We start from the raw sequence: 22,135 nt of genomic DNA, 5'->3' as shown, positions 1-22,135 counted from the left end.
TATCTAATACTGGCCTTTCGCGCTGATCTGAGTCATGGAAAATTGCTTGCCCGGACAGAGCACGCCCCGAGTTCAGCGCAACACTTCACTTTGAAAGGACATGTCATGGACGGCACGTTCAACGAAAACGATCTTTCCCGCGTGGTCGAGGCCGACCGCGCCCATATCTGGCATCACCTGATCCAGCATAAGCCCTTTGAAACCAATGATCCGCGCATCATTGTCGAAGGTAAAGGCATGCGTGTCTGGGATCAAAAGGGCAAGGAGCATCTCGACGCTGTCTCGGGGGGCGTCTGGACCGTCAACGTCGGCTACGGCCGCGAATCCATTGCCAAGGCGGTGTACGACCAGCTGATGAAGCTGTGCTATTTCGCCAATTCCGCAGGCTCAATCCCCGGTTCGATCTTTGCTGAAAAACTGATCGACAAGATGCCGGGCATGAGCCGGGTGTACTACACCAATTCCGGTTCTGAGGCGAACGAGAAAGCCTTCAAGATGGTTCGCCAGATTGCGCACAAGCGCTATGGCGGCAAAAAGACCAAGATTCTCTATCGTGACCGCGACTACCACGGCTCGACCCTTGCGACCATGTCGGCAGGCGGTCAGGACGAGCGGAACGCGCAATACGGCCCCTTTGCACCTGATTTCGTGCGCGTGCCCCATTGCATGGAATACCGCAAGCACGAGTTGGGCAAAGAGGACCTGTCGGGCGAGGCCTTTGGTCAGGCAGCGGCGGATGCCATCGAAGAGGTGATCCTGCGCGAAGGCCCTGAAACCGTCGGCGCACTGTGCCTTGAACCGGTTACCGCTGGTGGCGGCGTGATCGAAGCGCCCGCAGGCTATTGGGAGCGTGTGCAGGAAATCTGCAAGAAGTACGATGTCCTGCTGCATATCGATGAGGTTGTTTGTGGTGTGGGACGTACCGGCACCTGGTTCGGCTATCAGCAATACGGCATCAAGCCCGACTTTGTGACCATGGCCAAAGGCGTCGCCTCGGGTTACGCCGCGATTGCCTGCATGGTGACCACCGAAGAAGTCTTTGACATGTTCAAGGACGACACCTCTGATCCGCTGAACTATTTCCGCGATATTTCGACCTTTGGTGGCTGCACCGCCGGACCGGCAGCAGCGATCGAGAACATGCGGATCATCGAGGACGAGAACCTGCTGCAGAACTGCACCAACATGGGCGAGCGCATGATGGGCAACCTGCAGGCGCTGATGGAAAAGCACAAAGTCGTCGGCGACGTGCGCGGCAAAGGCCTGTTCCTGGGGGCCGAACTGGTGTCGGATCGGTCAACCAAAGAGCCGGTGGATGAAAAGCTGGCACAGGCAGTTGTGGCGGATTGTATGAACCAGGGGGTTATCATCGGCGTCACCAACCGGTCGCTGCCGGGCCGCAACAACACCCTGTGCTTCTCACCCGCCCTGATCGCGACACCAGATGACATCGACCAAATTACAGACGCGGTCGACGGCGCGCTGGGGCGTGTGTTTGGCTGACACTCGCTTGGCAATTTAGACAATTTGAAACCGGCGCGCACAGCGCCGGTTTTTTGTTGCACCAGAAGAGCCTGAAGTATGGCATCTCAGGTGGTACTGGCTTGGACGTTCAACCGGTGTATGAAGCTCTGCCAGCAACCGACATCGGTCTGTCTTAGGAGAATATCATTCCCAGTCCCAGCTGACCGCAGTAGTGTCTGTCCATGACAATTTTCATCGCAGTTCTTCTTTTGGCCCTAGGCTATTTTGGGTACCGCTATTGGTCGAAACAGCGCACTCGCGCGCAGTTGCTTTCCACCCCGCTTTCAGACCGGCAACGCGCCATCGTTGAAACGCAGGTTCCTTTGATCCGTAGGCTTCCGCCGAACTTGCGCGGAAATCTTGACGGCAAAGTGAATCTGTTTCTCGAGCAGGTGAACTTTGTCGGCTGCAATGGGTTGGAGGTTACCGAAGAAATGGAACTGTCCATTTCTGCTCAGGCGTGCCTTCTCATTGTCAACAGTGACTTGTGGTACGATCATCTGACGACCATTCTCATTTATCCAAATGCCTTCAAGTCCCGGCAAAGCAGACATTCGGGCTTTGTTGTTACGGAACAGGAAGTTGTTCGCACCGGAGAAAGCTGGGGGCGCGGTCCAGTTGTTTTGTCCTGGGCGCATAGCAGGCAAGGGGCCTTGAACGACCGAGATGGACAAAACGTCGTGTTTCACGAATTTGCGCATCAAATAGACGACTTATCCGGCCACACCGACGGAGTTCCCGTGTTGAGTGAGGGGCAGAGCTATTCAAAATGGGAGCATGTGTTTCTGACAGCCTATGACGCCCATGTCCGGGCGGTTGAATGCGGGCAAAGGACAATAATCGACGCCTATGGCGCAGTAGGTCATGAAGAGTTTTTCGCGGTTGCCGTGGAAGTGTTTTTCGAAAGACCCTCGGCTTTGAAAGCTGAGGTACCGGCAGTTTACGAGGAGCTGGCCAAGCTGTTCCGATTGGACCCGGTTACCTGGGAAAATTCAGCTTAGGCTGAGATCGGAAATACCTGAACAAAGCCAACGCGAATAGCGTTCTTTAACAACGAAATAAAGGCCGCTCCCAAAGGAACGACCTTTCAATCACTGTCTCTCGAAAGAGGATCAGGCAGCCAGAGCAGCCTGTGCTTTGGCGACGATCGCGCCGAACGCTTCCGGTTCGTGCACGGCCAGGTCGGCCAGAACTTTGCGGTCCACTTCGATACCGGCCAGGTTCAGGCCGTTGATGAAGCGGGAGTATGTCAGTGCTTCGTCATGCGAACGGACAGCAGCGTTGATGCGCTGGATCCACAGAGCGCGGAAGTTGCGCTTGCGGTTCTTACGGTCGCGGGTTGCGTACTGGTTGGCCTTATCGACGGCCTGACGGGCAACCTTGAAGGTGCTCTTGCGGCGGCCATAGTAACCTTTGGCGGCCTTGATGACCTTCTTGTGACGGGCGTGAGTTACGGTTCCACCTTTAACGCGGGACATATCGGTATCTCCTCTTAGCGGTCGTAGGGCATGTAGCCCTTGACGATCTTGGCGTCGGGGGCGGACAGAGTGGTGTTGCCACGGGCATCGCGGATGAATTTCTTGGTCCGCTTGATCATGCCGTGACGTTTGCCGGCCTGGCCAGCAAGGACCTTACCGGTCGCAGTCACCTTAAAGCGCTTCTTGGCGCTCGATTTGGTCTTCATCTTAGGCATTTCCGTCTCCTTTCGGGGTTCGGTACTAAACGCGACTCGGCATGCCACATTGGCCGGTCACGCGATCAGAGGCGCCGTTTACGCAAGTCTTGGCCAACTGGCAAGAGGTAAAGGCAGGATTCTTTTCCAAAGGCACAGAAACAGCGCTCGAATTACTCTGGATCGGTGCTGTAGATCAACCTTTCGTCGCAAGGCGCAACGCGCAGGATATTCGTGGTGCCCGGGACATTGAACGGGACACCCGCCGTAACGACAATCTGATCCGTATCCCCTGCGAACCCTCCGGCCCGTGCAGCGCGCGCCGCATTGACCACCGCGCTTTTGAATCGCTCAAGTTCCGGGGTCATCACGCAGTTGCAGCCCCAGCTCAGGCACAGACGTCGTGCCGTGCCTTTAAGGGATGTCATCGCAATGATGGGCACGCCCGGGCGTTCTCGTGCGGTTAACAGGGCGGTCGTGCCACTTTGCGTAAAACAGCAGATTGCCTTGATATCCGTCTTTTCGGCAATCTCACGCGCAGCAGCGACGATGCCGTCGGCAACTGTCGTGCCCTTGGCCGTCCTTGAGGCGGTGATGATCTGAGTATAGTTCGGATCGGCCTCGACCTCGACAGCCACCTTGTCCATGGTCTGCACCGCTTCGATCGGATAAGACCCCGCGGCGGACTCGGCGCTGAGCATGATTGCGTCCGTACCTTCATAGATGGCCGTGGCCACGTCGGACACCTCGGCACGGGTTGGCATCGGGCTTTCGATCATGCTTTCCAGCATCTGGGTCGCCACGATCACCGGCTTGGCGGCCGCGCGGCAGCGGCGCACCAGTCGTTTCTGAATTGGTGGTACGGCGGACACCGGCAGTTCTACGCCCAGATCACCGCGCGCCACCATGATCCCGTCGGAGGCATCAAGAATTTCGTTGAATGCTTCGACCGCGGCGGGTTTTTCAATCTTGGACAGGATCGCCGCGCGGCCATCGGCCAGCGCGCGCGCCTCGAACACGTCTTTCGCACGCTGTACAAAGCTCAGCGCCAGCCAGTCGACACCCAGCTGACAGACAAATTCCAAATCGTCCCGGTCCTTTTCAGAGAGTGCGGCCAGCGGCAGTACAACATCCGGTACATTCACCCCCTTGCGGTTCGAAATCGTGCCGCCAATTTCCACCTTGCAATCCGCGAAATCAGGTCCGCATTTTTCCACCAGCAGACTGATCTTGCCGTCATTGACCAGCAGATGCGCGCCAGGCTCCAGCGCCTCGAAAATCTCAGGATGCGGTAGGCAGACGCGAGTTGAATCGCCAGGCGTTTCATCCAGATCAAGACGGAACGCAGCGCCCACTTCGAGGTCCTCTGTATCATTTACAAAGACACCAACGCGCAATTTGGGGCCTTGCAGGTCAGCCAGTATGGCGATCGGACTGTCCAGATCCTTTTCCACCTGCCTGATGATCCGGTGCTTTTCCCGAATCTCGTCGTGGCTGCCGTGGCTCATGTTCAGACGGAAAACGTCTGCCCCGGCCTCGTGCAGTGCCCGGATCATTTCATAACTTTCGGACGCCGGACCCAACGTCGCCACGATTTTCACATTTCTCAGGCGTCGCATTGGCCTTGCTCTCCTCAATTTATCGCTGTTATCGCAAACAGCGCCCCGGTCTGCTTATTGCGCAATTCCCTTTTCCAGACAACTGCCCTACACCTGCGACAAACTAGATGACAGGCTTATGACATACACTCCATTCTTTATTCACGGCGAGGACAGGCCGTCCCGCTGGCTGATTACCTGCGATCACGCGACCAACACGGTTCCGCCGGAAGTTAACGGAGGGGATCTGGGCCTGCCGCGTGAGGATATGGAGCGCCACATCGCCTATGACGTCGGGGCCTATGAGGTATCGAAGCATCTGGGCGAGATACTGAATGCACCGGTTATCGCGGCCAACTTCTCGCGACTTGTGATCGATCCGAACCGGGGCGAAGACGACCCAACCCTGCTGATGAAGCTTTATGACGGTTCGATCATCCCTGGAAACCGCCACGCTGATGCGGCAGAGCGGGAGCGGCGGCTGAACATGTGTTATCGCCCCTATCACGACGCATTGGGGCGAATGGCCGCTCTGCCTCATGCGGTTGTCGTATCTATGCACTCGTTCACACGCCAATTGCGGGGCCGCGATCCGCGTCCGTGGCACATTGGTGTTCTGCACACTGCGGATGAGCGGTTTTCCCGACCGCTGATTCACCGGCTTGAGGCCGAAGGCGACCTGTGTGTTGGTGTGAATGAACCCTATACGGGTGTGCTGCCCGGAGATGCGATCGACAAGCATTGCACCAGCCATGGACGGCCTAATGCGTTGATTGAAATACGGAATGACCTGATTTCAGATCACGCTGGGCAACGTGCCTGGGCTGAGCGGCTGGCCGTGGTTCTGCAAGAGGCCCTTGGCAATAGCGAAGCATAACGTGGGGTCAATTTCGACCGGTTTCGGGCGTCAGTTTATTGTGCGGGCACAGGTCGAACCCCATATTATTGGGGAAAGGAGACGACCATGACTCAGGAATTCCTGACGACCGTCTTCGGCTGGATGACGGTCCTGAACATTGCAATTTTGCTGTTTACCACGCTGATGGTTGTGGTGCTGCAGGACTGGATTGCAGGCATACACGGCAGGATGTTTCAGATGGAACGGGCCGATGTCAAAAAGGCCTATTTCAAGTATCTGGCCAACTACAAGATACTGACGATCATCTTCTGCCTGATACCCTGGCTGGCGCTGAAACTGGCCTGAGGCCGCTATAGGCAGCAGAAATACCAAATGCGGGGGACCTTCGGGTCCCTCCTGTTTGTTGTAACCAGACGTCTGGATTGTTAGGTCGGATACAGGACAACAGTATTTCACGCGGAGCCACGCTCATGGACCAGCAAACCGAAATTGAACTTCAGGCCGCTGCCTTTCGCCGTCTGCAAAAACACCTGATGGAAGACCGGACCGATGTCCAGAACATCGACCTGATGAACCTTGCCGGGTTCTGCCGCAACTGTCTGGCCCGGTGGTATCAGGAAGCTGCGAATGAAAAAGGCATCGAGATGGACAAGGCGGCAGCGCGTGAGGTTTTCTATGGCATGACCATGGACGAATGGAAGGCCAACTATCAGACCGAAGCCAGCGCTGAAAAGCAGGCCGAATTCAAGGTCGCCTTTGAGGAAAACGTACTCAAGAAGGGCTGAACACTACGCCAGCCGCGGCCAGGGCGTCAAATCTGGCCGCGTCGATTCCCAGTTCTGCCAGTACGGATCGGCTATCGGCTCCGTGCGCCCTCGGGGCGTCGGTCAGCATTGGGCTGCCGTGATCGTAGGCGAACCCGGCGACCGCAAAGCGCGCCTCGTCAACCTGCTGAACGACGTTGCGAGAGGCAACCTGACCCTCGCGAAGCGCCTCGGCAAGACCACGCACTCTTGCAGCAGGGACGTGGTGCGCATTCAGAATGGTTTCCCACTCGGCCGCCGACTTCGACCGCAGGGCGTGCGTCAATACTTCGGCGTCTTCTTCCCGGCGGGCGCCGATTTCCGTTCTCGGGGTCGACAATATGGCACTGGCCCTTTCATCCTCGCCGATTGCCGACATCAGGCGTGCCATCTGGACATTGGAAAATGCGCCGATCATCAAAGTTCCGTCTGCTGTGTCGTAAGTCGCATATCCGGCCAGCGACGGGTCATGGTTTCCATGAGGTCTGGGTGCAACGCCGGTCGCAAGCGTCGTGGCGGTATGAGAGTTCATCAACATCAGCGCGCAATCAGCCATCGCAACGTCAATTCGCCGTCCGAGACCGGTTTGCGCCCGCCCGTACAGAGCGGCTGAAATCGCCAGTGCCGCCTGCGCCCCGGTGCCGTAATCAATGACCGCCGGGCCTATGCGCACCGGATCGCTGTCAACTTCACCATTTGCGGCCATGACACCGGTGAACGCCTGAATGACGACATCATATGCCGGGTGATCCGCCTTTGGCCCGGTAGTGCCAAAGCCACTGATCAGGCAGTAGATCAAATCCGGTTTCAGCGCGGCCAGCCTGTCATAGTCCAGATCAAGCTCTTCCACCGCGTGGGCGGTATAGTTCAGCACTACGACATCTGCCGTTTTGACCAGATGTTCAAACAGGCTTTGACCCTCGTCCGATTTGAGGTCCAGTGCCAGTGTTCGCTTGTTTCCGCCCTGAGCCTGAAACGACAATCCCATGCCCATTGCGTTCAGGGCGTTATCTGCACCTTCTTCGCGTGTCATGTCCGGGCGGTCCACCGGTTCGATCTTGATGACCTCGGCACCCAGAACCCCCAACTGATATGCGCAGAAAGGACCGGCAAAGACATGTGTCAGGTCCAGAACCCGAACTCCCTCGAATGGCCGCATAAGAAAACCTCCCACTGGCAGGTTACCAGCGGGAGGTTTGCAAAATCGTCTGTTCTCGTCAGTCAGAGGTCGTTTTGGCCTCAGATCGCAGTTTTACGGCCTTCGTCGATATAGATTTCCCGCAACCGCTTGGAAATCGGGCCGGGTGTACCATCACCCAGCTGCGCGCCGTCAATCTCGACAACGGGCATAACGAAAGCGCTTGCTGAGGTGGTGAACGCCTCATCCGCCTCCTTGGCCTCGTCAATTGTGAACAACCGCTCTTCAATTTCCATCTGCGCTTCGGCGGCCAGCCGCAGCACTGCCTTGCGGGTGATGCCGTGCAGAATGTCGTTCGACAGCGGGCGGGTAACGATCTTGCCATTCTTGACGAAGTAGGCGTTGTTCGATGTTCCCTCGGTCACATAGCCATCTTCAACCAGCCACGCATCATCGCATCCTGCCTTCTTGGCCATCATCTTGCCCATCGAAGGATACAGCAACTGCACCGTTTTGATATCGCGGCGGCCCCAGCGAATGTCTTCGATGGAAATGATCTTGGCACCCTTACGAGCAGCAGCGCTGTCAGCCAGCCCCGGCTTGTTTTGTGTAAACAGCACGAGGCTCGGCTTGGTGTCTGCCGAAGGGAACACAAAATCCCGATCACCATCCGAGCCACGGGTTACCTGCAGATAGACAAGCCCTTCTTCGATGCCGTTCACCTCGACCAGTTTGCGGTGAATTTCCAGCAATTCTTCGTTGCTGCACGGTTCGGCCATGTCCAGCTCATCCAGCGAACGCTTCAGGCGCACGGCGTGACCTTCGAAATCGATCAGCTTGCCATCCAGAACGCTGGTCACTTCATAGACGGCATCGGCAAACAGAAAGCCACGGTCAAAAATCGAGATACTGGCCTCGGTCTCGGGCAGGTATTCGCCATTCACGTAAACGGTTCGGGTCATGTATGTCTCCTCAGCCCCAGAGTGCCGCCATGGGCGGGTGCACACCGGCGTCGTCAAAAATCAGTGGGGTGTCGCGGTCTTCGGCCAACAGCAGTGGGCCGTCAAGGTCGGTTACTGTCGCGCCTTGCGCCACCAGAGTCGCAGGGGCCATCGCCAGCGAACTGCCCACCATACAGCCGACCATGATACCGTACCCCTCGGCCAGAGCCGCCTCACGCAGTTTCAGCGCTTCGGTCAGCCCACCGGTTTTGTCCAGTTTGATGTTCACCACATCATATTTGCCTTTGAGTGCGGGCAGGCTGGTCCGATCATGACAGGATTCGTCGGCACAGACAGGCACTGGGCGCTCCATCCCGATCAGGGCTTCGTCATCGCCGGCGGGCAGGGGTTGTTCGACCAGCGCCACGCCCAGCCGCACCAGATGCGGCGCAAGATCGGCATAGACGTCCGCAGACCATCCTTCGTTCGCATCAATGATGATACGGGCGTCGGGCGCACCGGCGCGCACTGCCTCAAGTCGGGGCATGTCATCCGGTGTACCCAGCTTGATTTTGAGCAAAGGCCGGTGCGCATTTTTCGCAGCCTGTTCTCTCATTGCTTCGGGTGTGTCCAGCGACAGGGTGTAGGCGGTAATTTCCGGCCCCGGAGCAGCAAGCCCCGCCAGATCCCATGCCCGCTTGCCTGCGCGTTTCGCCTCAAGATCCCAAAGAGCGCAATCCACGGCATTGCGGGCGGCCCCTGCAGGCAAGAGATCCATCAACCCTTCACGGGTGAACACCTCGGGCAATCCGGCAATCTCTGCTTCGACGGATGCCAGCGTTTCGTCGTACCGCGCATAAGGCACACATTCGCCCCAGCCCTGATGCGCGCCACCGGACACCCGAACCGTCAATACGTTGGCTTCGGTCCGCGACCCGCGCGAAATGGTGAATACCTGCGCCAGTCGAAATACATCGCGGGTGACTTCTATCTGCACACGCGCCATCCTTCTTCTTGTTCAAAATACGGCCGCCGGAGGCAGAAAACCTAGCCACCGGCGCGCCGCTTAGATCACATTGCGGCCAGCGCATCCACCAGCTTGTCCGAACCGAAACGGAACGGATCGGTCGCGGGCAGATTCATTTCGGCCTCGATTTTCTCAAGATATGCTTTGGCGTCAGCTTCACCCATATGCTGGGTGTTTACCGAGATGCCGACGACCTGACAGTCCGGGTTAGCCACCTTCGCTAGCGTCAGTGCCATGTCCTGCAATTCCTGCAGGGTAGGCTGCTGATAGGTCGGCAGACCGCGCATATGCTCGCGTGTCGGCTCATGGCTCAGGATCAGGGCATCCGGCTGGCCCCCATGGATCAGCGCCATCGTCACACCGGAATACGAGACATGGAACAGGGAACCCTGACCTTCGATCAGATCCCAGTGGTCGTCGTCGTTATCGGGTGTCAGCCACTCAACCGATCCGGCCATGAAATCGGCGATAACCGCATCCAGCGGTACACCGTCACCGGTGATCAGGATGCCGGTCTGGCCAGTGGCGCGGAAGGTCGATTTCATGCCACGCGCGCGCATTTCCTTGTCCATCGCAAGGGCGGTGTACATTTTGCCGACCGAGCAATCGGTTCCAACGGCCAGACAACGCTTGCCCTTGCGCTTGATGCCATTCGCAATTGGATAATCCACATCCGGAACGCGCACGTCATGTAGCTTGCGCCCGGTCGCCTCGGCTACGGCCACCAGATCGGGCTCGTCACGCAGCAGGTTATGCAGGCCCGATGCCAGATCAAAGCCTTCCTCCAGTGCCATCACAAGCACTTTTTTCCATTCCTGACTGATCACGCCACCCCGGTTGGCAACGCCAATGACCAGAGTTTTTGCTCCGGCCTCGCGGGCTTCGATCAGGTCCATGTCCTTCAGGCCCAGATCGGCCTTGCAACCGTCCATGCGGAACTGGCCAACCGCATTTTCAGGGCGCCAGTCCTTGATGCCCTGGGCCACTTTCGCCGCCAGCTGGTCGGGCGCATCGCCCAAAAACAACAGATACGGTGTCTCGATCATTGCAATGCACTCCTTTGATTCCGGCGTAAACTATTGAACCGGCGTGGCGAGCGTTTCGCGTTTTGCCCGGCCGCCGGGGTCTCTGACAGGAGATTTTTGCGCAAATCTCAAAAACAGCGCAAAAATCTTTCAAGTTTTCAAACTGATTAAACTTTAGTCACTCAAAACCACTGCATCGGCAACAGATGCTGCGATGGCAATGCTGCACTTGCACAAAGGTGCTTGCGCATGCATGCGCAATTTAATACCCCATGAGACAACGAAATCGCAATTTCATTACCCGAAAGAGGTCCAGATGAGCTTTCGCATTCAACCTGCCGCCCCTGCGCGTCCTAACCGCTGTCAGTTGTTCGGGCCTGGTTCGAACACCAAACTGTTCCCAAAGATGGCGGCGTCTGCTGCGGACGTGATCAATCTGGATCTGGAGGACTCGGTCGCCCCGTCCGACAAGGACACCGCACGCGCCAATGTGATCGAGGCGCTTAACACGGTCGACTGGGGCAACAAGTACATGTCCGTGCGGATCAATGGGCTGGACACGCCGTATTGGTATCGCGACGTCGTTGATCTGCTGGAACAAGCGGGCGATCGGCTGGACCAGATCATGATCCCCAAGGTCGGCTGTGCGGCCGATGTTTACGCGGTCGACGCGCTGGTCACGGCCATCGAACGCGCCAAGGGTCGCAGCAAGCCAATCGGTTTTGAAGTGATCATCGAATCCTCCGCCGGTATTGCGCATGTCGAAGAAATCGCGGCATCCTCGCCCCGCCTGCAGGCGATGAGCCTAGGTGCGGCGGATTTTGCGGCATCGATGGGGATGCAGACCACCGGCATCGGCGGAACGCAGGAAAACTATTACATGTTGCGTGAAGGTCAGAAACACTGGTCTGACCCATGGCATTGGGCGCAGGCCGCAATTGTTGCTGCCTGCCGCACACATGGCGTGTTGCCTGTGGATGGACCATTTGGCGATTTCTCGGATGACGAAGGCTATATTGCGCAGGCCAAACGGTCGGCTACGTTGGGCATGGTGGGAAAATGGGCCATTCACCCCAAACAGATCGCCCTTGCCAATCAGGTCTTTACCCCATCCGATGAAGCCGTCGCTGAGGCGCGGGAAATCCTTGCCGCGATGGAGCAGGCCAAGGCAAACGGCGAAGGTGCGACCGTTTACAAAGGGCGTCTGGTTGATATCGCCTCGATCAAGCAGGCTGAAGTCATCGTTGCACAGTCCGAGCTTATTGCCGCCAATGGCTGAAGCCCTGCCAAAGGCTTAAAATTGGGGGCGCCCCATGGGCGCCCTTTTTTGTGCGGAAGAATGGCTGATCCGACGATACTCCACACAGTGCGAAGCATATTAACGACCCTGTCTGAGTTCAGAAAGATTCAACCGAGCAGATTAACTGCGATTGTCCCAATCTGCGTTTGAGCCGCGCACGTCAACATGCACAAAACTGTTGTATATACCGATGCCGCCTGAAAACCCTCCGGCATCTCTGACTGCTCTGGCCGCGCTCGCCCATGTGGCAGAGTTGCCCGCACCGCAGATCCAATCCGCCGCCTGGAATCTTGAATGGAAGCTGCCAGGTACGCCTCCAACGCACGCGTTGTAGGGTCCACTGCGGAAGCAGTTTGTGATCTGAACCGAAGTACCCAATTCCTTCCGGATCAGGTTCATGGCCTTCACAAGCGGCTTAACATTGTTCCACAGGCTTTTCGGTGCCAAACCGTTCTTGCCCTCACAACTTCCGCCGGGGCGGTTGGACGGGCCAAGAACCATGAATTCGTCTGCGGTGAAAAACTCGCTGGGCAGGGTGTCGAAAAATGCCCTGAATTCCACCATCTCAGGCGTGTCACTGCGGGAATAGTCCCCCCTTAACGCCTCCTGAAGCAAGTCACCTTCCACAAAATCGTATTCGTTTCCTTCAAACAGGTCGTTCATTGTCAAATCTCCTCTGCTAAATTCAAAATTGAGTCCGAGACTTTTGGAATTCCGTTCTCAAGCTCTCGCGCCAATGACCTGACCGTTTCGCCAACTGTTGTATCCAACTGATTGGTGCGTTGCTTGCCGACCTCGGACAACAACTGGGCGACGGTGTAGAGGTCGCTCACGACTTCTCTGCGTCGCCGGATGGACCCGCCATCCAAAAACAACTGCCCAAAGACATCAAGCAACTCGCCCTTGAGTGAGGCATTGTATATGTCCGTCGAGACAAGTTCGAAGAGGCGGGTTTCCGCAATCAGCCGGCGGCGTTGGAACTGCGTCTGTTGCGCGTCGGTTTCCTTTATGTCTTGGGCCACGCGATTTACCACCGGCATAAGTTCATCAATGGAGTGACCCAGTTTGCCGTCGGATGCACAAGACAGAAGAAAGTCTGCAAGCGCCCGTCGGATCAGGGGGTATGCTGTGTCGAACTCGGGAAGCTGGAACCCGAAGTTTACGGCAGTGTCATAGGCTCCGCGCGCCCGTTCCAGATAATCAATGGTGGTTGCCTTTGTAGGGGAACCGACAAACGCGCAGGCCGTCAGCCGCAGATATCCGTCACCGATCCGGGTCTGGCGCAGGGCTGCACTGCGTTCTCCTGCGATTTTTTCCTGTTGAACCAGATAGTCGATCGCCGCCCGTATCGTCTCTTCTTCCTTTTTGCGCGCCTTTTCAATTTCCCTTTTTGATGAACCTTGTTGTTTCTCGATGCGGGTTTGCGTATCCACGCGCACCCGCAAGGACATCAGGTTTTCCAGGGCATTCAGCGACAGGGTCGGGGGCGAACGGCGTACCGCTCTCTCGTAATATTCAATGGCACTTTTGTAATCGCCCAATTCCGCGCAAACATCAGCGATGGCCTCGAACAGCTCGGGATTGCGGCTCCATTCGCTGTGCCCGTTGACGACCCGAAGTGTCTCCATGAACTGTTTGGCAACCTGCGTTGTCTGTTGAGCCGTTGGCGCGAACCGCGCGTCAAGTTTTAGCGACCGCAGTGTCAATGTTGCCTGTCGGGGCGAAACGAACTCGGGCTTGACCCAGTCCGGTCGATGCGCGCCCACACCTCTTTGCAATCTGAACTCAGGATCGCCATAGGTTTGATAGGCACTCCAAGTGTTTCCATCTTGATCCTTCTCGTAGACCTTGGCCCGCGCCAGGCGTACAGCCTCGGCAAAACTGTATCCGTTCAGGAAGGCGTCGTAGAAGGTTGTCGCAAACAGCTGCGCCATACCATCGTTCACAGCCCAACCGGCGGCAATCACGGCCTTACTGCCAGCTTCGATGAACTTCATCGCAATTCCCGAAGCGAGATCGGGACGGTTGGCCAGTGCTGCCCGAGGAGTGTGCGGATCTCTCTCTTCGTCCGAGATTTCTGCCATGTCCGGCGCGATGCCGATGGCGCCACCGTAGCAACAGTTGAGGAAAACGAACTCTGGCACATAGCGCAGCTTTTCGATGAAGGCGGGTTCCAGCACCCGTTTCTTGCCTGTTATGAGCCCGGTCTGTTTGTTGTCGCCCCACTCGAACACACCATGCCCGGCGAAATGCAGGATTTGGTTCTCCTCTAATGTAAGCGCGCGCTCGACGTCGACGTTCTCGCGGATTTGTACGTCCATATCTTGCGTCCAGCCGCTGGCGCCAAGTTTGTCGGCAACAAGCCGGGCTTCGGCCTGTGCGCCTTTCAGTTCACTGAAAAAGCTGACCGGATCACCGATCACCAAAACCCGGCGCGATGCGGCGATGTTTGACCCCAGACCGCTGCGCCGGCGAATTAACTGGCGGGTTACCTGCGCTTCAACCGCAACCGGTTTGCCGCCCTCAGCCCAGTTGTCCTGCAACATCTCCCATGGGTAGGCTGCCGCGGCTTCGTCGACCTGCAATGTCATGTTGCGTTTGTCCGAGGTTTTGGCGCGCAACTCTTTGGGGATGACCCACTCATACAGCAGTTTGCCTGTGTCCGGTCCCGTATGGCTGTTTGCAGTGGCCTCGTGGATCAGGCTGTCTACACGGCTGCGTTTGACGCGTGTAGTTACCTTCTGGGCCAACGCGCCGCGATCAAACACCACGAAATCCAGGCTCTCGGTGTCATTTTCAGGCACTGTAATCTGCATGCGCCGGTTACCGCTTGTATCTGGACCAAAGCGGAACCGCTGCCGTCCTGCCAGGCCGTTGCGAATGTTGCAGTCGATCTTGAAATCCTGTTTCCAGCGCCCCTCGCGCTCCATCCGAGACAGGGCTGAGCCGACCTCGATGGCGCGGTCCTCGTAGAGTTCGAGGATGGTCAGATGCGTGATCCTGTGATCGCGTGGCAAGCGATTATTCGCGTTTTGTAGCGCCACAAGGATCGATTCCACGCTATCGGTAATTGAAAGCTGACTGTCGTTGGAACTGATTGGCAATGTCGTTAGTGCCTTTGCTCCATCTTTCTCAACAGGGCCCGTGCGTAATGCGTAAAGGACAAAGGCATTGGCCAGCGTCACCGACAGGCGCCGCCGCGACAATTCGCTGACCCGGCCCAAGCCGACGACCAAGGCGCCGTCGATCCCCGTGGCAAACTCTCCAACGGGCTGTTTGCGCAGGAAAAGTTCGGCTGTGCCTTCTTGCCCTGGATAAATCCCAAGCGCGCGACGTTGTGTCAATTGTCCGTCCAACTGTTCATCAATGTCGCGCTCGACACCTTCCATCGGTTCGTGTTCATAACGCCCAACGGTCACCACACTATTGTGCAGTCTCAGATCTCCATGGGTGACGGACACTTGGCAGGGAGTCCGCTTCTCGGCATCAATTTCCTGATCATCCGCACCCGTGGCACCGATGATCGCCGCTTCCGCGTCCTCGTTGGACGGGTAGAGCAGTTCGGGTTCCATTACTTCGAACAGCGGAGCACCGCTGCGCTCAACCGGCGGTGTCTGTGGTAAGCCGTTTGTACGCCCGGTTTGCAACAGGTCGAGGATTGGCCCGAACAGATCCCTGTCGCGCGCCAGGTCGCCGTGGCTGGTTTCATACGCATACCATGTGGAAACATCTGGCAGCAGGCCGGTGCGCCACAGCACGCGCCCGTCACCGTGTCGCGATCCTGTCATCTTCAATGTAGTGCTGTCCAACGCGGCCGGGGTCATCTCGGCATTGCCCGCGATATAGCTCATGGCGGGCGCATCATTGGGTATCAGCTTAAGTTCATCATAGGTCTTGGCCGCATTTTTCAGTCGTTTGCTTTCGGGTAACGGCCAGTTCGGGCCCTTTGCGTTGCGCAACTGCTGCCATGTCGACCTTTTGAAATAGGCTCCGTCCCCGTCTGTGGGAAGCAGCTCCAGAATGCCCTGCAATGGGACCATTTTCTTTACCAGTTCGGGCACATCATGCTTCCAGTCGATGCGATCGATCGTGTGGATCATCTTGTCGAGCCCCATCAGGGCCCAGACAATCGACATCGATCCACGATTGGGCGTGCCCAGCATAACAAGCGTGGACCCGCCGCCCGCATCGCTGCGCAGTTTTTTCCACAATTCGCGATGGCGGTTGATCATCAGGCGCACCACGAGCCCACCCATCGAGTGGGCCACAAATCGGATCGGACGCGTTTCCCCGTTGGGAATTTTGCTGAGCTCCATTTGCACGCGCGCGGCAAGCCGGTCCGCTTCTTCCTGCAGCGGCTTGCGCCAATCGAAATCAAAGACTGCAACCTCGTGGCTGCGGCTCAAATGCCGTACGAGCCCTCCGTAAAAGCGTTTGAGAACGCCAGCAGGTTCAACATCTTCAATAGGTTCGCCGTCCTTGCTTGTGATTTTTCTAAGCTCGCCGGTCAGAATGCGAGGGAGATTGAACCAGATCGGCGTGTCTTGCCCCTTGACCCGCAGATGGCTACCCATGATCCCCGGCAGCACAAACACAAGCGGCTTGTCAGCCCCTGATCCTCGAGTGCCCGAGATTAATTCCATCGACTCAGGCTCTGGCGCGCGCGACTCAAGATTGGGGTTCTCAATGCCAGTCAATGCATCGACTATCACTGTCGACGACATTTTGTTGGAGAAGTAGCTGAAGTGATTCACGTCGCTGCCTTGCGCGGGAAACACCTTTAAGTCTGGTTTGCGCGGCACACCTTTGAGCATCGCACGGGTATGGACCACCACGTCGTGATCCTCGCGATAGAACAGATCCGTCGCAAATACGGCGAGCGACTTGAGAATGCCGGATGGCTCGATATCTCCGCTGACAACAGTCAAGGGACTTTCGATGGTGCGATTGGCCCGATTGAGGATCGCTACCAGCGCGGACTCGGGGCTCATTGCCGCCAAGCCCGGCAAAACCGAGACATCCTCGCGCGTTGCGATAAATTCGCGGGCAAATTCGCGGAACGCGTCGGCCAGTACATTCTGCCCACCCGGTACGATCTTCATGAGGTTGAACAGCAACGAGAAGGTCGTGTCGATACGGTCCGAATTCAGCAACGTGCCCTGCATCGGTGCCGCAACGCGCACGAATTGCTGCACTTGCGGAGCCTTGAATGCCATCAGTTGCTTGAACTTTTCCAGGTCGTCACGTGGCAGCCCGGTGTCCGCGTATCGGTCCAGATCATCCTTGTCCAACGTGTCCGGCAGCAGGCACAGCAGTTCACCGACCAACCCGCCCCGTGAATGGGAAAGGATGTGTAACTTGGCGTTGCGCGGAATCGCTTCCAAAAGCGCGATGGCATTCTGCACGGGGCTGCGTGTCAGCGTGTGATGCTCGAATCCGTAGATCAGGCAACGCTTTTCTTCATTGTCATCTTTTGGGTCTTCGAATCTTTTGCAAAGCCTTTCCCATTGCGTGCGCGATGTTGTCCCAGGGGATAGGGTTCCATCGGATTTGCCATGAGCGATTGGTCCAAAAGAACCCAAGGTGCTGGAAGCCGTGCCGTGGATCAGCACGAGAATTTCAGCACCATCGCGCGTGGCCAACGAGGCGTCCATCTCTCCGAAACCTCCGTCGCGCAGCAAGGGCAGCAACACATCTTCGTCGCGATAGGCGGGTTTGCGTGGCCAGCCGTCCAATTCTCGCGGTTTTTGCTCAAGCTTTCGCGCGGTGGCATAAGCGGCCTTTTCGCCCAGACCACTGCCTGAAAAGAACCGGTAAGTGCGCACCGCAAACGCACCCAGCCCGCGCGAGTTGGCGCCTTGGTCCAGAGATTGCGGTAGGACAAGCTGAGTCCCCCCGGATCCGCTGCGGTCAGAGCTCACTTCACCAATATCATCCGCGCGCCGAAACAGGATCAATCCGTTTTCAAGCTCGGCTTCGATGATGTGCTGATCGGGGAGGTCGAACTCTTTGACATCGACACCCGAACCGCGGCCGTGCTGCATTGTCACTTCACCGATCTGAGTCAGCTTTTTGCGCTGGGTCTTTTCCTTGGCTATGCGATTGATCTTGACAATGGTCATTGAAAGTCCCTTCCAGCATTGTTTTCTGCAACCTGAATCTGCCGCGGGCACAGATACACGGTTGCGCTGCGATGATTTGCGTCACTTTCCTGATCCGGCAGACCTGTATCCGCCAGCCATCCTGCTTCACCCAAAGGCAGGGTCATTATTGGTAACCCGCCTACTTTACCCGACAGCTTCTCTTTCACAGCCTCGGCCCGGCGCTTTGACAGGTTGAGGTTTGAAACGGCATTGCCTTGCGTGTCGGCCAGCCCGAGGATGTATATCCGCCAGGGTTCATCTGCAGCTGCGCCTTGCGGGTTGGTCCCGGGATTTATGCGCGCGACAAGCGAAGCAAGGTCGGTCGTGCCAGTCACGTTGTGCCCGCTGAACCACTCACCTTTGTTGATATTCGCATCGTTAGTATCGAAGCGCATCCCGCCCAACTGGTCACAATGCGCCAACACCCGGTGTATAATCCCTGTGTCGTGTGCCGTATTGATAAAGGCGAAGTCTATGTCGACCCATCGTGCGGATTCAGGAGGTCTCAATCCCTTGGGCGTGACGGGAATGACCACTCCTTCCCGCAACTTATCGAGCACGGCTTTGAGAAGCCCCAGCTCTTGCAGCGCTGACCCGATATCGGCATCCAGTGCCACCTTGGAATTCACTGTTATCCGCCGCATAACGCGAGACAACTCGTCGAGTGCAGCAATCGCGTTTTGCGTTTCGGCCCGGGCCGAGATTGTTACGCTTCGGTTGTTTTGAATGTCCTGCAGGGTTTCCAGCACCGTAGAGAGTTCGGCGTTGAGCTTGCCCAGATCGGCAAGCACTTCAGGTGTCACCTCGATCCGGTTGATTAGAGGATACTCCGGTATCAACGGCTCCAGTTTCGCGACCAAACTGTCATGTGTCTTCTCCAACTCGGTGGAAAGGCCCTCATAGGGACTTGGCTCACTTGGCTCATTGAGCTTTGCGGCTTCCATCGCGCTGAAGGGCGCTAGCAGCCCAATCACGGCTACCAATGCGGCATTTGCCGCCGAGCCCTTGTCGAACCGCGACCGCGCTGCGGCGAGTTCAGCGGTCACACGCGTTCCCATTCGCGCAAGTGCGTTGCTGATGGCCGAGGCTTTTTCGTCGGTCAACGCTGGTGCCTCGCCCTCAGAAGACGTCATGAGCGACGGCAGTGCCCGACCCGCAGCCCATGTCTGTTCGACACCGGCCACCGAATTCAGTTTACGTTGTAGCTGGCCGCGCTGCAGGACCAGATCATACAGCAGCATGTACCCATGCCGCATCAAACCGATGGCGAGAAGCGGAAGCGCCCAGACACCTTTGTAGAGCGACGCCTGAAACCCTGCGACATCAGAGTTCTCTTCGGTACCGCCAGAAAAGGCACTCAAGGAAACTCCATTCGGCAAAAGAGAGCTGAGTGCGGAAAAATCAGGTATCCGTTCTTGCAGCGAGGTCCAAATTTCCTCCCAGTGTGAATGTGCTCCAAGATATGTAGTCGCAATCAGCAAGCACATGATTGCCGGACCGGTCAGCAGAAACCATCGACGGGCAAAGGCCAACTCAACCACCGCACCTACGAATTTTGAAAGGCTTGACACCAATCGCGATAGCCACCCGTTCAGGTTCGCTGGTGGACGGGGTTCACGTGCACGGGCTGACAATCCCCAACAGATCAGACAGCGCCAGACACCGATCAATGAAAACGCCAGCGTGGATAGCCACAGCTCGCGCACCGTATAGGCATTGGTCGCCACCACAGTAGACAACACCATAGACGCCCAAAGGGCACCAAGCAGCAAACAGGTGTATTTGAACCACTGTGTCAGCTTATGTAGTGCGTCATTTTCATTCACACCTTTCCGCACCTCGATAGGTCCCGCGTCGGTCGCGTTCAGCACGCGAAGATGCCGTTCCGCAGTAAAGGTGAAGCGGGCCGCCAGTGCATTCGCCTGAATCGTCGGGGTCCAACCGACCGCCCAGCTTGGCACCTTGTCCAATTTGAGCGCCCCCGATTCAAACTGTTCGAGAAGAGTCTCCGCCCGGGTCACTGCCCCTTGCGGATCGACCTGAAGCGGCCAGATGCAGAAACTTGGAATGTGCAGCCGCTTGCTCGGACCGCATTTTCTTGGGAAGCAGCGTGCACCGTCCGAACCGTTCAGCACGCGCGTCACCAATGTCACGACCAGCAGGCTCATCAGTCGCGCATTATTATAATCCTCGCGGAGTTGGATCAACTTGTCGGGTTTGTCGCCGTCTGCGATCGTTTTGCTATCGTTCAGCTTGACTACTACGGCCAACAGCCCGTCAGGGCGAAGTGCAACTGAAATCTGCCGCGCGGAATTCTTACCCAACCAGTCCGCAACCCTCTGCGTGCCCGGAAAGCTCGTGATGTGTGGGGGGTAGCGATAACCGTTTTCCTCCAAACCGTGCAGCGCACCAAATACATCGCCCTCGAACTGTGACATGACTTGTTCAACATCGTCGCCACTACGAATGCTGAATGGGGCAACCTCTTTCAAACTCGCAGAGGTCGTTGCCGGGATCTGCACCTGATCAAGGAATCGCAAGGCAAATGGAAGTTCACGATCCTCTGGGCCGCGAACCTGAGGATCGGGAGCCTTGTGCCGTGCCTGATTTCTGAACTGAGTGCTTTCGCGCATATAGTTCGTTTCGAATGAAAACCGACCTCCGGCGTTGCGCTCACGCGCGCGATAGACCAGTGAGCCGTCTTCCAGAACCATCAGGGTCACCGTGTTGATCAACTGGTCCTGTAGGTGTTGATCGCTTTTCTGATATTCTCGTCCCAGCTTGGCATGAGGTACGCTGTTGCCTTTGATAAGAATTTCCTTAATCCAGTGAGCAGCTGTGCGCTCGCGTACGACCTTTGCGATCAACTTCGGTCGAATTTTTTCGTCAAACTCTGTCAGCTTGTCGGCCAGTGCGGATTGGTAAGACGCTGCGACACGTTCAGCCCAGCCATTCTGCGCGGCAACCAGCAACTTACGCGCATCATCCCGCTCCGTATCCGCCTGTGTGGCCGCCACCAGAATGTTGCGTTTCTTCGTGATCAGCGCGCGGAGTTCGGTCCGGCGCTGATCTTCGGCCTGATTTTCGATCTCAATACATTTGCTGTCGAATTGCTGAAGCGTTGCATCGAGTGACTGATCGAGGAGTTCAAACAGATCATTTTCGGCCTGGGCTCGCACAGCGGCTACCCTTGGCGCCTGCAGCGCCGCCAAAGTTGCAGCGTCCGGTTCCAAAAACCATGTGCCCTTTTCTTCGGTGTTTTTGACGACCCGTGATTTCAGATTTTCTAGCCGACGCTCATGGGTGGTGCGGTAGGGGTCGCCAAGATCAATGATGTCGCGCCATGTTACCGAAAGCGCCTTGGCTTGGCTTTGCAGCGAGCGGATAGCATTGGCCCCTGAAACATGGTGTTTATAGGCCGCTGTTATTGACGCTTGGGCCTCATAAAATTGACGTTCTATCAGCTTGCGGCGACGGGCTTGCCGAATATCGTTGGACACTGTGGCGGCGGCATTTGTAATTTGCGTAATAAAATCGAACATAACAACAATCTCGCTGGCAAAAACCTGGATCAACAGCACACTTCAAAGGTGTGGATCCTGAGAAACCGCAGAAACGGTAAACTGGAACCTCGTATCCTTTCTGGTCCAGGTCATCTTGATCCCGTCGACAAATTCAGCGCCAAAAAGGGCGATGCCTATCGGAGCAGATGTTCTGAACCCTGTGTCAAACCGCGTCAGGCAATTAACTCTGCCAAATCCATCGAGCGTGACAGACATCTGGGATCGACGTCGCCAGCCTCGGCACATTCAAATTTTATCTACTTGTGCGTTCTCAGATCGGTGGCGCAGGATTGACGAGTCCTAACCACTTGCAACAAAAATGTTTATTCTAGCGATGAAAGCTACATTCAAAGCCATGAAATTGCAAACCATCCATCGCAACACAACCGCGGGTATCTGAAAAAATCAGTTTAGAATTAGAGTACCTGAATGTTGATGCAGAGATGCCGCGCGAATTGGTCGCCTAAATATCAAATCTTTCAGGGCCTTCAAAGTGAGCTGGAAAAACTCTCCAAACCAATGAGAGGAATACTCGGCGACGT

At 56.7% G+C, this 22,135-nt stretch carries 16 protein-coding genes; 6 read left to right on the top strand and 10 right to left on the bottom strand.

All coding sequences use genetic code 11. From position 1 onward, the window contains the following. Positions 1–105: 105 nt before the first annotated feature. Positions 106–1,503 carry an aminotransferase family protein gene (locus tag ACR0NA_RS08565; RefSeq protein ID WP_480727969.1) on the top strand — a complete coding sequence of 466 codons (1,398 nt, stop codon included), beginning with the start codon at positions 106–108 and terminating at the stop codon, positions 1,501–1,503. Between the two features lie 203 nt (positions 1,504–1,706). After that, positions 1,707–2,525 (top strand): M90 family metallopeptidase, encoded by an 819-nt coding sequence (locus ACR0NA_RS08560; RefSeq protein WP_480727965.1) that lies wholly within the window; start codon positions 1,707–1,709, stop codon positions 2,523–2,525. Positions 2,526–2,636: 111 nt separating this feature from the next. On the opposite strand, the gene rplT is transcribed toward ACR0NA_RS08560, so the two are convergent. From rplT to pyk, 3 genes are all read right to left on the bottom strand, one after another. Next, entirely contained in the window at positions 2,637–3,002 is a 366-nt protein-coding gene (gene rplT / locus ACR0NA_RS08555) for a 50S ribosomal protein L20 (RefSeq protein WP_008756009.1), read from the bottom strand. A 14-nt stretch (positions 3,003–3,016) separates the two neighbouring features. Beyond that, the gene (gene rpmI, locus ACR0NA_RS08550) at positions 3,017–3,217 is read right to left on the bottom strand and encodes a 50S ribosomal protein L35 (RefSeq protein WP_010443552.1); all 201 of its coding nucleotides are present in this window, start codon (positions 3,215–3,217) and stop codon (positions 3,017–3,019) included. Positions 3,218–3,369: 152 nt separating this feature from the next. Continuing rightward, on the bottom strand, positions 3,370–4,815 hold the full coding sequence (gene pyk / locus ACR0NA_RS08545) for a pyruvate kinase (protein ID WP_480727962.1): 1,446 nt from the start codon (positions 4,813–4,815) through the stop codon (positions 3,370–3,372). Between the two features lie 118 nt (positions 4,816–4,933). On the opposite strand from pyk, the gene ACR0NA_RS08540 reads away from it, so the two are divergent. From ACR0NA_RS08540 to ACR0NA_RS08530, 3 genes are all read left to right on the top strand, one after another. Then, positions 4,934–5,671 carry an N-formylglutamate amidohydrolase gene (locus ACR0NA_RS08540; protein ID WP_480727958.1) on the top strand — a complete coding sequence of 246 codons (738 nt, stop codon included), beginning with the start codon at positions 4,934–4,936 and terminating at the stop codon, positions 5,669–5,671. 87 nt (positions 5,672–5,758) lie between these two features. Continuing rightward, complete coding sequence (locus tag ACR0NA_RS08535; RefSeq protein WP_170651151.1) at positions 5,759–5,998, top strand: DUF6868 family protein; 240 nt, start codon at positions 5,759–5,761, stop codon at positions 5,996–5,998. Positions 5,999–6,123: 125 nt separating this feature from the next. Continuing rightward, complete coding sequence (locus ACR0NA_RS08530; protein ID WP_480727953.1) at positions 6,124–6,438, top strand: DUF1244 domain-containing protein; 315 nt, start codon at positions 6,124–6,126, stop codon at positions 6,436–6,438. Here the strand turns inward: ACR0NA_RS08530 and ACR0NA_RS08525 are convergent. From ACR0NA_RS08525 to dgcN, 4 genes are all read right to left on the bottom strand, one after another. Beyond that, a complete protein-coding gene (locus ACR0NA_RS08525) occupies positions 6,425–7,615 on the bottom strand; it encodes a CaiB/BaiF CoA transferase family protein (protein ID WP_480727952.1) in 1,191 nt (396 codons plus the stop codon). The two genes, ACR0NA_RS08530 and ACR0NA_RS08525, sit on opposite strands and share 14 nt — an antisense overlap. Positions 7,616–7,695: 80 nt before the next feature. Further along, complete coding sequence (locus tag ACR0NA_RS08520) at positions 7,696–8,556, bottom strand: D-amino-acid transaminase (RefSeq protein ID WP_480727950.1); 861 nt, start codon at positions 8,554–8,556, stop codon at positions 7,696–7,698. Between the two features lie 10 nt (positions 8,557–8,566). Further along, a complete protein-coding gene (gene dgcA / locus ACR0NA_RS08515; RefSeq protein ID WP_480728045.1) occupies positions 8,567–9,532 on the bottom strand; it encodes an N-acetyl-D-Glu racemase DgcA in 966 nt (321 codons plus the stop codon). Between the two features lie 74 nt (positions 9,533–9,606). Next, positions 9,607–10,608: an N-acetyltransferase DgcN gene (dgcN, locus tag ACR0NA_RS08510; RefSeq protein WP_480727948.1), complete on the bottom strand. Its 1,002-nt coding sequence runs from the start codon at positions 10,606–10,608 to the stop codon at positions 9,607–9,609. A 295-nt stretch (positions 10,609–10,903) separates the two neighbouring features. Between dgcN and ACR0NA_RS08505 the strand changes: the two genes are divergently transcribed. Further along, positions 10,904–11,866 (top strand): L-malyl-CoA/beta-methylmalyl-CoA lyase, encoded by a 963-nt coding sequence (locus ACR0NA_RS08505; protein ID WP_480727946.1) that lies wholly within the window; start codon positions 10,904–10,906, stop codon positions 11,864–11,866. 141 nt (positions 11,867–12,007) lie between these two features. Here ACR0NA_RS08505 and ACR0NA_RS08500 read toward each other — a convergent pair whose 3' ends face one another. From ACR0NA_RS08500 to ACR0NA_RS08490, 3 genes are read right to left on the bottom strand one after another with little or no spacing between them, the layout of a single operon-like run. Continuing rightward, complete coding sequence (locus ACR0NA_RS08500; RefSeq protein ID WP_480727944.1) at positions 12,008–12,550, bottom strand: D-Ala-D-Ala carboxypeptidase family metallohydrolase; 543 nt, start codon at positions 12,548–12,550, stop codon at positions 12,008–12,010. Between the two features lie 2 nt (positions 12,551–12,552). Next, positions 12,553–18,009, bottom strand: a complete 5,457-nt coding sequence (locus ACR0NA_RS08495) for a CHAT domain-containing protein (RefSeq protein ID WP_480727941.1) — start codon at positions 18,007–18,009, stop codon at positions 12,553–12,555. Then, positions 18,006–21,572, bottom strand: coding sequence for an OmpA family protein (locus tag ACR0NA_RS08490; RefSeq protein WP_480727939.1), 3,567 nt, complete (start codon positions 21,570–21,572; stop codon positions 18,006–18,008). The genes ACR0NA_RS08495 and ACR0NA_RS08490 overlap by 4 nt, the downstream gene beginning before the upstream one ends. Between the last annotated feature and the right edge of the window lie 563 nt (positions 21,573–22,135).

The sequence above is a fragment of the Ruegeria sp. C11 genome (assembly GCF_056537725.1).
The sequence above is the reverse complement of the archived record's forward strand: the minus strand, read 5'-3'. Positions and strand labels throughout refer to the sequence as shown.